General features: G+C 71.6%; 12 protein-coding genes. 3 read left to right on the top strand and 9 right to left on the bottom strand.

The features are described 5' to 3' along the window. The first annotated feature begins 183 nt into the window (after positions 1-183). Both PV682_RS13965 and PV682_RS13960 read left to right on the top strand, forming a co-directional pair. Positions 184-1,200 carry a hypothetical protein gene (locus PV682_RS13965; protein ID WP_319729289.1) on the top strand — a complete coding sequence of 339 codons (1,017 nt, stop codon included), beginning with the start codon at positions 184-186 and terminating at the stop codon, positions 1,198-1,200. A gap of 333 nt (positions 1,201-1,533) precedes the next feature. Continuing rightward, positions 1,534-2,820 carry a lactonase family protein gene (locus PV682_RS13960; protein ID WP_407705663.1) on the top strand — a complete coding sequence of 429 codons (1,287 nt, stop codon included), beginning with the start codon at positions 1,534-1,536 and terminating at the stop codon, positions 2,818-2,820. Between the two features lie 252 nt (positions 2,821-3,072). Here the strand turns inward: PV682_RS13960 and PV682_RS13955 are convergent, their stop codons facing one another. Together PV682_RS13955 and PV682_RS13950 are read right to left on the bottom strand one after the other, a co-directional pair. Continuing rightward, a complete protein-coding gene (locus PV682_RS13955) occupies positions 3,073-3,792 on the bottom strand; it encodes a DUF2470 domain-containing protein (RefSeq protein ID WP_319729285.1) in 720 nt (239 codons plus the stop codon). Positions 3,793-3,903: 111 nt separating this feature from the next. Further along, entirely contained in the window at positions 3,904-4,509 is a 606-nt protein-coding gene (locus PV682_RS13950) for a TetR/AcrR family transcriptional regulator (RefSeq protein WP_319729283.1), read from the bottom strand. Positions 4,510-4,617: 108 nt separating this feature from the next. Here PV682_RS13950 and PV682_RS13945 point away from each other — a divergent pair, with 108 nt between their 5' ends. Continuing rightward, positions 4,618-6,243, top strand: coding sequence for a cytochrome P450 (locus tag PV682_RS13945; protein WP_319729281.1), 1,626 nt, complete (start codon positions 4,618-4,620; stop codon positions 6,241-6,243). On the opposite strand, the gene PV682_RS13940 is transcribed toward PV682_RS13945, so the two are convergent. The 7 genes from PV682_RS13940 to rhaS all read right to left on the bottom strand — a co-directional run bounded on the left by PV682_RS13940 (position 6,205) and on the right by rhaS (position 13,322). Then, a complete protein-coding gene (locus tag PV682_RS13940; protein ID WP_319729279.1) occupies positions 6,205-7,014 on the bottom strand; it encodes a pentapeptide repeat-containing protein in 810 nt (269 codons plus the stop codon). The two genes, PV682_RS13945 and PV682_RS13940, sit on opposite strands and share 39 nt — an antisense overlap. A gap of 41 nt (positions 7,015-7,055) precedes the next feature. After that, the gene (locus tag PV682_RS13935; protein ID WP_319729277.1) at positions 7,056-7,961 is read right to left on the bottom strand and encodes a sigma-70 family RNA polymerase sigma factor; all 906 of its coding nucleotides are present in this window, start codon (positions 7,959-7,961) and stop codon (positions 7,056-7,058) included. A 29-nt stretch (positions 7,962-7,990) separates the two neighbouring features. Beyond that, entirely contained in the window at positions 7,991-9,277 is a 1,287-nt protein-coding gene (locus PV682_RS13930) for an alpha/beta fold hydrolase (RefSeq protein ID WP_319729275.1), read from the bottom strand. A gap of 40 nt (positions 9,278-9,317) precedes the next feature. Continuing rightward, positions 9,318-10,343: a LacI family DNA-binding transcriptional regulator gene (locus PV682_RS13925; protein ID WP_319729272.1), complete on the bottom strand. Its 1,026-nt coding sequence runs from the start codon at positions 10,341-10,343 to the stop codon at positions 9,318-9,320. A 76-nt stretch (positions 10,344-10,419) separates the two neighbouring features. Continuing rightward, positions 10,420-11,841 carry a BNR repeat-containing protein gene (locus tag PV682_RS13920; RefSeq protein WP_319729269.1) on the bottom strand — a complete coding sequence of 474 codons (1,422 nt, stop codon included), beginning with the start codon at positions 11,839-11,841 and terminating at the stop codon, positions 10,420-10,422. Between the two features lie 42 nt (positions 11,842-11,883). Next, positions 11,884-12,204, bottom strand: coding sequence for an L-rhamnose mutarotase (locus tag PV682_RS13915; RefSeq protein WP_055721601.1), 321 nt, complete (start codon positions 12,202-12,204; stop codon positions 11,884-11,886). A 35-nt stretch (positions 12,205-12,239) separates the two neighbouring features. Beyond that, complete coding sequence (gene rhaS, locus PV682_RS13910) at positions 12,240-13,322, bottom strand: rhamnose ABC transporter substrate-binding protein (protein ID WP_319729264.1); 1,083 nt, start codon at positions 13,320-13,322, stop codon at positions 12,240-12,242. Positions 13,323-13,338: the final 16 nt, after the last annotated feature.

Here is a 13,338-nt window from a genome sequence, read left to right as displayed (position 1 = left end):
GGGTGTTCGGGGGTGGGGCGGAAGCGTTCGAGGTGGGGGCGGGGCGGAGTTCAGGGCGGAGTTCAGGCGAGGGTTGACCCGAACGGGTGATCGAGTGAGGGTGGGGAACTGGGTGGGGAGGGCCGGGCGTTCAACGGGCAACTGGGGACGGCTCGGGCAGGAGACGGCGGAAGGAGCGGGGTCATGGCGGAGGCGACGGTTCGGATCGACGGGGATGTCGTGCGGATGCCCGGTGGGGTGGCCGTGCAGTTCATGCGGACGCTGCGGCTGCCGGAGACGGGGACGCATCCGCTGCCTCCGGGGCTCGGGGACTTTCCGGTGCGGCGGATCGCCGACTATCCCGACACGGCGCCCGCGCACTGGCTCGCCCGGGGCGGGGTGATGCTGCCGATGTACCTGCGCGAGGCGATGTGGCTGAACTTCACGGGGACGAAGGAACCGGCCGCGCTCCAGGTCGGGGCGGGGAAGGTGTGCGCGGTCTCGGGCGAGCCGTGGAGCGACCGCCTCTCCCGGGACCCCCAGAACTACGTGGTCCTTCCCCGCCAGCCCTGGCTCGACGGCATCAATTCCGGGAAGGGCACCGTCCGCCAGTTCGTCGCCGTTCCGCTGGGGCTCGGGGCGACGGTCGAGGGGCAGGTCACCGGCGAGGAGACCTGGGGCGGGGTCCAGCTCCAGTCGTTCACGCTGACCGAGGAGCGGCTCCGGGTCTGGCGCGAGGCGCAGCGCCGGCACACGAAGCGGCTCGGACCGACCGGTTTCCTCGCGGAGGGCCCCGCCGCGAGTCCGATGCGCGCGATGGCCGCCGCGCCTCGTGCGGGTGCGGCGATGGGGCTCGGTGTCGGCGGTTCCATGCGGCAGGAGGTCTACCGCGACGACCGCCCCCTCACGGACTGGTCCCCCACCCCGGCGGCCCGCCTCTTCGTCCACCTCGTCACTCCCCCGGAATGGCAGCGCATCACCGGCGAGGCTCCCCCGCCGTCCCCGGTCGACCGCGCGGCATACACGCAGGCCGGGTTGCCGTGGTTCGACTACTACGACGAGACCGCGGAGGACCTGACACCGACCGGAACACTGGGCGGGGTGAAGCCGGTGGGCGACTGGATCGGCGACGACCTGGAAGCGTGGCAGGAGCCGGGGGCGGGGCAGGTGACGCCGTTGAAGGATGCGCGGGGGAAGGTGGTGGAGGACGGGGAGTGGTGAGGGCCAGCGCCGGAGCGGGGAGCGGCTGAGGGGAGGGCGCCACTGGTGGCCGACGACAGGCGGGGGCGGCTAGCGCAGGCAGCTCACGGCGGGCGACGGGCCCGGGTGCCATGCGGGCGGCGGGCAGCAGGCACGGGCAGCGAGCGGTAGGCACGGGCAACGCGCGGCAGGCGGCAGGCGGCAGGCGGCAGGAAACGGGCACGCGCGGAGGGCGGCAAGAAACAGGCAGCAGGCAGCGCGCGGCGGGCAGCGGGCAGCGGGCAGCGGGAAACGGGCGGCGGGAAACGGTCCTTGCTGGGGCTTCCGTTTTGCGTCCTCGGGGTTCGGCGGGTCATGGTGGCTGACGGCAGTGGTGGCGAGGATGTGAGGTGCGGGATGGGTGGCGGGTGGAGCAGGCGGCGGTTCGCCGGGGTGTTGGGGGCTGTGGTCGGAGGCGGGGTTGTGGGGTGTGCCGGTGAGGGGCGGGAGGCTGTGGCGGAGAGCGCGGCGAGGGATTCCGGGGCGGGTGGGTCCGGAGCAGCAGGTGGGTCTGGGGTGGGTGGGGCCGGGGTGGGGGCCGTTCCGAGTGGGGCGCCCAGTTCTGTGGGTGATGGGCCTCGGCCTCTTTACGTCGGTACCTATACGTCCCAGGAGGGTGGCGGGGAGGGGATTCGGTTCGCGTCGTATCACCCGGTGACCGGGGAGATCGCGTCCGGCAGGACGGTGACCGGGGTGCCGGACCCCTCGTTCCTGGCCGTGCATCCGGACGGGCGGACCCTGTACGCGGTGAACGAGCAGGAGCGGGGCGCGGTGACCGCCGTGCGGATCGCGGACGGGCAGGTGTTGGGGAGTCGGGGGACAGGGGGGCGGCACCCCTGTCATCTGTCGGTGCATCCCAGTGGGAAGTGGCTGCTGAGCGCGGATTACGGGTCGGGGAGCGTGGCCGTGCACCCGATCGGGAGCGGTGGTGAGCTGGGGGAACGCACCCAGTCCGTGACGCACGACTCGCCCGCGCCGGGGCCCGGTCAGCAAGGGCCGCACGCGCATCAGATCGTGACCACGCCGGACGGACGGCATGTGCTGGCGGTGGATCTGGGCACCGACACGGTCTACACGTACCGGCTCGACGCCACTGCGGGGAAGCTCACCGAGGTCTCCCGCGCGCAGACCCGTTCGGGAGCGGGCCCCCGGCATCTGGTGTTCCACCCCGGGGGCCGGTACGCGTACCTGGCCAACGAGTTGGACGACACCATCGCCGTGTGCGCGTACGACGCGGAGTCGGGGCGCCTGACGATCGGGGAGCCGCAGTCGACGGGATCGAAGACGCGGCCCACCTACCCGTCCCAGCCTGTGGTGACGCCGGACGGGGCGTACGTGTATCTCGCGAACCGGGGTGACAACACGCTGGCCAGGTACGGCGTGGAGGCGGACGGCGCGAGGCTGCGCCTGCTGGACACGGTCGAGGTGGGCGGCGACTTCCCCCGCCACGTCTCCCTCTCCCCCGACGGCACCCTGCTGTTCGCCTCGAACCAGCGCTCCGACGCGGTCACCGTCTTCCACGTGAACCCGACGACCGGCACCCTCACCCCGACCGGCGCACCGTACGCCTCACCGACGCCGGTCTGCGCACTGCCCCTCTGACCCACCCCGCCCGCCCGAGGCCCCCGGACCACTCAACCGGCACGACGAACCCCGCGCCCCTGAGCAGCCGCCACCACGAACCCCACGTCCCCTCGACAACCGGCACCACGAACCGCGCGCTCATCAGCAACCGCCACCACGAGCCCCGCTCTCCTCAGCAACTCACATCGCCCCCGCTCCTCGACACAGGAACCGGCACCGGCACCGGCACCACGCCCCCTCCCCCTCAGCCGCCCCCGCCGCAAAGCGCCCTCACCCCTCCTCCCTCTGCCTCTGCAACGCCCGCCCGCAGGACGCCGCGCTCGCCTGCATCAGCAACGCATGCATCCGCTCGGTCAGTTGGGACACATCGTCGGCCGGAGCATGGAACGCGAGCCGCACATCGCCATGCGTACGGGCCCGCTCGATGCGCAGCGTCAGCCCGTGCCGGTCCACGGCGAGAGGGTGGACGCGGACGGCGCCGTGGAGGCTGTCCCGGCCGACGAGCCGCGTGAGGCGTTCGACCGCGTCGGGGTGGGAGTCCGCGAGGTGCGTGAGGAGTTGGGCCTCGGCGCCGGCGAGGGGGTCCGGCGTGGCGGTGGCGAACTCGTCGCGGTCCACCACGACCGCGCCCGTGGGCTGCTTGAGTACGATGCGCGTGGCGTGGAAGCCGAGGACCCCGTCCTCGGGGGTGAACCAGCCGGCGAGCCAGAGGCGGGAGCGGATGCGGCCCCGGACGGGGACGGGGGCGACGTCGGCGAACTCCAGGACCGAGGAGGGCTCGCCGCGCGGCGCGCAGATCGCGGCGGTGACGAGGGCGCTGTCGTCGGGGACGGAGAGCAGTACACGGCCGTCGTCGGTGACGGTGTGGGCGCCGATGAACTCCTCGCGTCCGCCGTCCGCGGTGACCCCGCAGGACCAGGCGGTCGCGAGGATCGACCGGGCGCGCTCAGCCGCGGAAGGCGCGGCAGTCCAGCTCGGGTTGTCACCCATCCAAAGACCTCCTTAGGTAAGCCTCACCTAACTTACCGAAGATCGGGGCGCACGCCAACCACCGGTCCACGCCAACCACCCACCCCACACCGCTTCACCCAGCAGCACAGCTCACACCAGCACCCCCAACAACGCCCGCGCACACAGATCCCGCACCTGCGCCCGCGACAACTCACCCCCGCGCAGCCACTCCAGGGACACGGACGTCATGAACGCGAGCCACCCCCGCACCGCGAGCCGCACCTCGGGGCGTTCCCCGAAGAGCGGCCCGAACTCGGGGTCGGCGGCGAGCGCGGCGAGGATCTGCCGCTCCTGCGCGGCGAGCGCCCGCTGATAGACGCGCCGCACTGCCTGGTCACCGGCCGCGTCGGCGCGGTGGAAGGCACGGAAGCTGTGCGCGTGGGACTCGACGTAGCCGAGGAAGACGTCGAGCCCGGCGGAGAGCTGTTCACGGGCCGGCACTCCGGGGACCGCGGCCGTCAGCCGCAGCATCCGCACGCTCTCGCGCTCGACGACCGCCGCGAAGAAGTCCCGTTTCGTCGGGAAGTAGTGGTAGAGCAGCCCGCGCGAGACCCCGGCGATCTCGGCGACCTGCTCGATCCACACCTCGTCGTACGGGCTCTCGGAGAACAGCTGGGCGCCGACCGACAACAACTGCTCGCGACGCTCCTCGGCACTGAGCCGGCGCCGGACGCGCTCCCCCTGTTCGGCGGTCATACGCGCACTTTACTTGACGCCGGTTCAGTAGGCGGATCAGACTGAAACGCGCTATTGAACCCACGTACAACACGCTCAACGTGCCGCAGGATCAAGGGAGATCGCGTCATGACGGGGACGACGACAGGCACCGGCACCGGCCTGCCCAAGGGCTTCCGCGACGCCGCGCAGGGCTGGCCCGAACTGCACCGGATACCGCACCCGAAAGGCCGCCTGCCGCTGCTCGGCGACGTACGCGGCGTGAACCGCAGCACCCCCCTCCAGGACACGCTGCGCTTCGGCACCGAACTCGGCCCGATCTTCCGCCGCAAGGCGTTCGGCAAGGAGTTCGTGTTCGTCGGCGGCGCACGGCTGGCGGCCGACCTCGCGGACGAGTCGCGGTTCGCCAAGCATGTCGGCCTCGGCATCGCGAACCTCCGCCCGATCGCCGGGGACGGCCTGTTCACGGCGCACAACCACGAGCCCAACTGGCAGCTCGCGCATGACGTGCTGGCACCCGGGTTCAGCCGGGAGGCGATGGCCGCGTACCACCCGATGATGCTGGAGGTGGCGGCCCGCCTCACCGCGGGCTGGGACCGTGCGGCGGCGGACGGGACCACCGTGGACGTCCCCGGGGACATGACGAAGCTGACCCTGGAGACGATCTCCCGCACCGGCTTCGGCCACGACTTCGGCTCCTTCGAACGGACCCGCCCGCACCCCTTCGTCACCGCGATGGTCGGCACGCTCAGCTACGCGCAGCGCCTCAACGGCCTGCCGTTTCCCGCCCTGTTGAGGCGCGCGGCCAAACGCAACGAGGCCGACATCGCGTTCCTCAACGACACCGTCGACGACCTCGTGCGCGCCCGGAAGGCGAGCGGCGGCGGGGACGGCGACCTGCTCGACCGGATGCTGGAGACGGCCCACCCGGAGACGGGCGAGCGGCTGTCCGCCGAGAACGTGCGCCGACAGGTGATCACCTTCCTGGTCGCCGGGCACGAGACGACGTCGGGGGCGCTCTCCTTCGCCCTGCACTACCTCTCCCTGCACCCCGAGGTCGCCGCCCGCGCCCGCGCGGAGGTGGACCGGGTGTGGGGCGACAGAGAGCTGCCGGGGTACGAGCAGGTCGCCAAACTCCGGTACGTACGGCGGGTGTTGGACGAGACGCTGCGGCTGTGGCCGACGGCGCCCGCGTTCTCGCGGGAGGCGCTGGAGGACACCGTGCTCGCCGGGGAGCACCCGATGCGGCGCGGCGCCTGGGTGCTGGTCCTGATCTCGCTGCTGCACCGCGACCCCGAGGCGTGGGGCCCGGACGCCGAGCGGTTCGACCCGGACCGCTTCGACGCGGCACAGGTCCGCGCGCGGCCCGCGCACACCTTCAAGCCGTGGGGTACGGGCGCCCGCGCCTGCATCGGCCGGCAGTTCGCGCTGCACGAGGCGACACTCGTCCTCGGACTCCTGCTGCGCCGCTACGAGTTGAGGGCCGACCCCGCGTACCGGCTCCAGGTGACGGAACGCCTGACGCTGATGCCGGAGGGCCTGCGCCTGGGCCTCGAACGCCGAACACCCGCCCCCGGCAAGGCCGTTGAGGACCGCACAGCGACCGCGCCCCCCGTAGAACCCACGAACACCGGCCCCGCGCACCCCGACCTCTCGGACCCTTGCCCCACAGGCACCACCCCCACAGGCACCGCCGCTCCGGACCCCGCCCCCGCCTCACCCCCCGGCTGTCCAGTGCACCGGCCTGCCGACTGACCCCGGCAGCCGCGTCCCCGCGCTCCCCCGCGCCGCGTCGACCTGCGGCTGGAGCAGGAACAGCGCCCCGCGCAGGTCCGCGTCGCTGAGGTCGGCGTCCCGCAGATCCGCCCCGATCAGGTCCGCACCCCGCAGATCCGCGCCGGTGAGGTCGGCGGCGATCAGGTAGGCGCCCCGCAGATCGGCTCCGCGCAGATCGGCGCCCCTCAGCCGGGCCCCCATGAGGTCGGCGCCCCGCCGCCGCTTCTTCTTCCCCGGCACCCCGGCCCGCGCCAACTCGCTCGCCTCGGCCAGCAGTCGGGCCACGGACTGCCGGTGAGCGGCGACGTCCAGCGCGAGCAGTTCGTCCGGCGTCCCCCGGGTCAGCGCGTCCGTCCGGGACAGCGCCTCGCGCAGCCCGGCGTGCGCGGGACGCGCGGCGGGCAGCGCGAGGGCCTCGGTGAGGTAGGCCAGGAGTTCGTGCAACTGCCGTACGACCGGGAAGACTTCGTGCATACGGCGGCCCCCGTCGCGGCCCTCGAAGACGACCTGGGAGACCTTCTGGCCGGCGCCGAGGCAGTCGTACACCGTGCAGCCGTTGAAGCCCCGCTGCCGCAGCTGGTCGTGGATGGAGCAGGTGTGGTCCGCGAGGAGGTTGCGGCAGGGGGTGCCGGCGGGCTTGTCGAAGGCGAAGTCCGCCGAGCGCGCGAAGGGCAGCGCCACACAGCACAGCCCGAAACAGCTATCGCAGTCGCCGCGCAGGTCAGTGGGCGCGGGCTTCGTCTCTTCCATCCCGCCACCCTACTGACCTGCGTACTTGTCCCGCGAACCGGTCAGCGGACGATGCCCTCCGGTACGTCGAGCCGGGCGAGGCGGCGCGGGTCGGCCAGGATGTGCAGGCCCACGATCCGGTCGTCCACGACCGTGACGCCCATGACCGAACGGACCGTCCCCTCCACCACGCTGACGACCCCGACGTCGCCGCCGACCAGGGCGAACCGGCCGAACGGGGCGAACTCGCGGAACAGCAGCGCCTGTTCGGCGACCCGCGCGGCGCCCCGGACCAGCTTCGAGGCGGCCCGGCCGCGCACCAGGGCGCCGGAGTCGGCGCGCAGGACGACGTCCGGGTCCAGGACCGCGAGCAGGGCGTCGAAGTCGCCGGTCCGGGCGGCCGTCATGAACGCCTCCACGACCCGGTGCTGGCGTGCCCGGTCCGGCGGCGCGGCCGGGGTGGCGCCCCGCACCTTGCGGCGGGCCCGGCTCGCGAGCTGGCGCGTCGTCGCCGGGGTGCGCTCCACGATCTCCGCGATGTCGTCGAAGGGCACCGCGAACATGTCGTGCAGCACGAACGCGAGCCGCTCCGCCGGGTCCAGGGTGTCCAGGACGATCAGCATCGCCAGGCCGACCGAGTCCGCGTGCACGGCTTCCGTCTCGGGGCTCACGAGCGGCGTGATCACCGGGTCCGGGACGGACGCCTCGTCGATCGGCTGCTCCCCTCGGGACGTCCGCGCGTTCAGCAGGTCCAGGCAGATGCGGCCCGTCACCGTCGTCAGCCAGGCCGGCAGGCTGCGGATCTCCGCCGGGTCCTGGCGGGACAGTCTCAGCCAGGTCTCCTGGACGGCGTCCTCCGCCTCGCTCAGCGAGCCGAGCATGCGGTAGGCGACCGACCTGAGGTGGGGGCGCTGCTCCTCGAAGCGGGCCGCCAGGGTGTCGGGCGCGGGGTGCGACGGGGTGGTCATGCGCCTGCTCCCCCCGCTCCCCGGGACGATCACGCCTCGTCCCGCGTCAGCGCGAGCAGTCGGTCCAGTACCCGCGTGCCTCCCGCTCTGATCCCGTCGTGCTCGAACTCGTCGGTCACCCACGTCCGCAGGCCCTTGATCGCCCCGGCCGTCTCCAGCGAGTGCGCGGTGTGGACGTACAGGTCGTCGTGGTAGACCGCCGCCGCCACCGGGACCTCGTTCGCCGCCAGGCGGGCCTTGTCGTACAGCGGGGTCCAGTCGGTGCGGGCCGCCAGGAGGTCCGCCGTCTCCTTCAGGGGACGCAGGGCCGGGTCGGTGTCGAACATCCACGGGTGGATGGTCTCGCCCGTGAACAGGAACGGGTCCGTGCCGGTGAACTGCGGGAATTCGGCGCGTACCCGGTCCGCCGACCATGCCGTCGGCCGGTCGTCCTGGCCGTAGATCGACTCGTGGACCAGCGCGTAGAGGGGGTTCTTCGCGTACGACAGGTGGTTCTGGAGGTTCTCCCGGAACTCGTCGGAGAGGGTCCGGCCCGCGAGCGTCGGGACGAACGCGTGTTCCAGGAGGTGGTGGAGGTGGTGGCTGCCTTCGCCGCCGCCCAGGAGGATGCCGAGGGTGCGGAAGCCGTCGACCGTGAGGAGGCCGCCGTTCGGCAGGGTCAGCGGGTTGTCCGCCAGGTACTCGGCGATACGGCGGGCTCGCTCCGCGTCCTGCGGGTAGCGGGCGTAGTGCGCGGTGACCTTGAGTTCCATGCGCGGGTAGGCCGCGCGGTACACGTCGTCCGCGTGGGCGTCGAGGGACGGGAGGCCGCCGGTGATGACGGCGGCGGCGAGGCCCTCGGGGGCGAACGACAGGTACGTGACCGTGCAGAACCCGCCGTAGCTCTGGCCGAGGACGGTCCAGGGGGCGTCGCCGGTCAGCTCGCGGCGGATCAGTTCGCAGTCACGGACGATGGAGTCGGCACGGAAGCGGGTGAGGTACGCGGCCTGCTCGGCGGGACCTCCGCGCAAGGGCAGTGTCTGCCGGGTCGCCGGTGTCGAGTGCCCGGTCCCCCGCTGGTCCAGCATCAGCACCCGGTACTCCCTGAGCGCCCTCGCCAGCCACCCGGGGCGCCCGACGCTGCGGTCAGCCCCGAACCCCGGCCCGCCCTGGAGGTACAGCAGCCACGGCAGCTCCTGGCCCGCCTTCTCACTGGCGACGACCTCACGGGCGTACAGGGAGATCGTCTCCCCGTGCGGGTCGGCGTGGTCGAGGGGGACGGTGAAGCGGTGGTCGGTGAGGACGACGCCGGGCTGGCGGTAGTGCGGGTCGGTCACGGCTGCTCCCGGGGTGAAGGCGGACAGCCCCCATGATCACTCACCGCGCCGACAGACTCGACCTCCGCACCACCAGCTCCGGCTGGAGCACCACCCCGCGGTGCTCGTGCGCCCGCTTCGGGGTCTCCTCGTCCGTCTCCTCCAGCAGCAGTTCCGCCGCCAACGCCCCCATCGTGACGGCCGGTTGGCGCACGGACGTCAGCGGCACCGCGGCTGCCGCCGCGAACTCGATGTCGTCGTACCCGACGATCGCGAGGTCGTCCGGGACGTTCACACCGGCGGCGTACATGGCCTGGAGGACACCCAGCGCCAGCAGGTCGTTCGCGCAGAACACCGCCGTCGGCCGGTCCGCGAGGCCCAGCAGCCGGGCGCCCGCGTCGCGCCCGGCGGCGACGTCGAGGCGCTCGGTCGGCAGCTCGCGGAGCCGTTCGGGGCCGAGCCCCGCCTCGGCGAGCGCCTGGAGCGCGCCGGTCCGGCGGTCGCGGACCTGGTTGAAGCCGGGCGGGCCGCTGACGTACGCGATGGAGCGGTGGCCCGCGTCGATGAGGTGGCGTACGGCGAGGGCGCCGCCGGCGACGTCGTCGACGGAGACCGAGCACTCGGTCGTACCGTCCGAGACGCGGTCGACGAGGACGAAGGGGATGCCGTGCCGGCGGAACGACGCTATGTTGCGCCCGGTCGCGTCGGCGGGCGTGAACAGGACGCCCCGCACCCGCTGTTCGGCGAAGAGGGAGAGGTAGTCGGCCTCTTCGGAGACGCTCTCGGCGCTGTTGCAGACCATCACGCCGAGCCCGGCGTTGCGGGCGGCGCGCTCGGCTCCCCGGGCGACGTCGACGAAGAAGGGGTTGCCCATGTCGAGGACGAGGAGCCCCATGATCCGGCTGCGCCCGGCGCGCAGCTGGCGCGCGGACTCGCTGCGCACGTACCCGAGACGGTCGATCGCGGACAGAACGCGCGCCCGGGTCTCGGTCGCGACCGTGTCCGGGCGGTTGATGACGTTGGAGACCGTGCCGACGGAGACTCCGGCGGCGCGGGCCACGTCCTTGATCCCCACCGACTGGGCCATCGGACGGATACCTCCAGGTGAGCGGGGTACGGCGGGCGGAACCTCACAGTACCGTCCCGGCCGTACCCCTGGCGGGTCAGGCGGGCAGCGCGAAGTCGACGACGTGCAGCGCCGACGGCGTCGTACCGCTGGACTTCTCCTGGTACATGAAGGACAGGACGTTGTCGGCGGCGACCCGTGACTCGTCGATGACGACCTCGCCGAAGGCGTTGAGTCCGGAGCCGTCGTACAGGACCGTCCAGTCGGTGTAGCCGGAGGACTTGGAGGCGGCGGCGATCCGGCCGAAGGGGAAGATCGCGTAGGCGTTGCCGTACTTGTCCAGGAGCAGCTTGGTGCGCTGGCTGGAGTTCAGCGGGACCGGGATCTCGGTCTTCTGCCAGGCGCCGGAAGCGTTCTTGCGCAGGTGGAAGGCGCGTCCGTTGGCGGTGCGGTCGTTCACGTAGTTCGTCGTGCACTGGCCGAAGCGGCCGGGGACGTAGGAGATGATCGCGTGCGGCAGGCCGGAGGCGTCGGTGGTCTGGCTCTCCTGGTTCATCAGGGAGTGGTCGGGGTTGAGGGCGTCGACCACGAGCCCGCTGTCGGTGACGGCGACCTTGTCGGAGCCGCCGGTGGTGCCGACGACGGTGCCCGCGTTGTTGCGCCAGGTGCGGCCCCGGTCGTCGGAGTAGACGTAGCCGGTGTCGTGGTTGGTGATGCCGCCCGAGGAGCACATGACCGCGCCGTTCTGCTCCCGCCAGGTGAAGAAGGAGTGCAGGCGGCCGTTCTTGTCGTAGTCGATGCCGTGCAGGTACATGTTGCGGGCCGTCGAGGAGCCGTGCTCGCTCGTGTACGTCCCCGTCGAGCTGGACCACTCCCCGAGCGCCGTCCAGCGCGAACCGTCGTACTCGGCAAGGGCGTTGCGGCCGTTGCCGGAGATCGCGACCCGGTAGCTGAGCTGCAACTTCCCTTCGGGCGTGGCGATGAACTGCGGGTAGGTGAACTGGGTCGTCAGCGCCAGCCCGTCCAGGGTGGTCTGCACGGCGCCGAACGCGGCCGAAGTCCACGCCGTGGTACCGGGGTTGTCCATGAGCCCGGCGACCGACTTGACGTAGAAGAAGCCGTCGCTGTGGGAGTCCATGTTGAGGTGGAGGCGGCCGTCGACCTTGGAGACGCCCATGGAGATGACGTTGTGGGAGTCGTTCGCCTTGAGCTGGTGGGAGAGCGTGACCGTGGACCAGGCCGAGGAGTTCAGGGCGCGGCGGGCGACGACCGCGTTGCGGGTGGCCGTGTACCAGACGGCGTACTGGTAGCCCTTGTAGGTCAACAGGCCGTTCTTCTGGAACGAGTTGTTGTTGACCAGGCCGTCGTAGGAGACGAAGAAGACGGCCTGGGCGTCGAGTCGGGTGTTCTGGCGGAGGGCGACGGAGGGGCCGGGGTCGGCCGCTCGCGCGGTTCCTGCTATGCCTGGCGTGCTCACGGCGGCAAGTATCGCTGTCGTGAGGACGGTACGTCTTTTCATGAGCGGCTCCTGAAAGCGGGGGTCCCCTGGGGAGAACGGGGTTCAGGCGAGGTGGAAGACCTCGGTGAGCGGTTTCATGGCCTCGTCCGGGCGGGCGCCGTCCAGCGACTCGAAGAACGGCGCCATCTCGGCCTGCCAGCGGGCGTTGACGTCGGTGGCCTCCATGCCGGCCTGCGCGGCGGCGAAGTCGTCGGTCTCCAGGTAGCCCACCAGGAGGCCGTCCTCGCGCAGGAACAGCGAGTAGTTGCGCCAGCCGGTGGCGCTGAGCGCCTCCAGCATCTCCGGCCACACCTCGGCGTGGCGCTCGCGGTACTCGTCGAGCCGGTCCGCGCGGACCTTCAGCAGAAAGCAGACACGCTGCATCAACGCCCCCTGAATGTAAGAGAACTGACGGTTGATCAGAAGTTGAACTGGTCGATGTTCTTCGCGTCGAACACCGTCGGCTTGCCCAGCGTGATCACGCCGTTCGCGCCGATCGTGTACGTCGTCGACCCCGCCTTGAAGGTCTCGCCCTCCTTGCCGGTGATCTGCCCCGAGGACAGCGCCACAGCCGTACGCGCCGCGAGGTCGCCGAGCTTCGCCGGGTCCCACAGCTCGAACGCCTCGACGGTGCCGTTCTTGACGTAGTTGCGCATGTCGTTGGGGGTGCCGAGGCCGGTGAGCTTGACCTTGCCCTTGTACTTGGAGCCGGAGAGGTACTGGGCGGCGGCCTTGATGCCGACGGTCGTCGGGGAGATGATCCCCTTCAGGTTCGGGTACTCCTGGAGGAGGCCCTGGGTCTGCTGGAAGGACTGCTGCGCGTCGTCGTTGCCGTAGGCGATCTTGACGAGCTTCATGTCCTTGTACTTCGGGTCCTTCAGCTCCTGCTTCATGAAGTCGATCCACGCGTTCTGGTTGGTCGCGGTCTGCGCGGCCGACAGGATCGCGATCTCGCCCTTGTAGCCGATCTGTTCGGCGAGGAGCTGCACCTCGGTACGGCCGAGGTCCTCGCCGCTGGCCTGCGAGATGAACGCGTTGCGGCACTCGGGGTTGGTGTCCGAGTCGTAGGTGACGACCTTGATGCCGTTGCCCATGGCGGTCTTCAGCGCCGGGCACAGCGCGCCGGGGTCCTGCGCGGAGACGGCGATCGCGTCGACCTGCTGCTGGGTGAGCGTGTTGACGTAACTCACCTGGCCGGAGGTGTCGGTGGCGCTGGACGGGCCGACCTCCTTGTAGCTGGAGCCGAGTTCCTTCAGCGCGGTCTCGCCGCCCTTGTCGGCGCTCGTGAAGTACGGGTTGTTGACCTGCTTCGGCAGGAAGCCGACGGTCAGCCCCTTCTTGGTCGCGGCGTTCGGATCGGCCTTGCCACCGGTGTTCGCGGCGCCGCTGTTCTCGGTCTTCACGTCCTCCTTGGTGGTCCCGCCGCACGCGGTGGCGGTCAGGGCGAGGGAGGAGACGGCGGCGAGGGCGACGCAGGTGCGGCGGAGGGTGGTCTTGCGCATGGCGGGTTTCCTTTAC

The sequence above is a fragment of the Streptomyces niveiscabiei genome (assembly GCF_033794345.1).
Classification (GTDB): Bacteria; Actinomycetota; Actinomycetes; order Streptomycetales; family Streptomycetaceae; genus Streptomyces; species Streptomyces niveiscabiei.
This window is presented reverse-complemented; position numbering and strand designations above follow the sequence as displayed.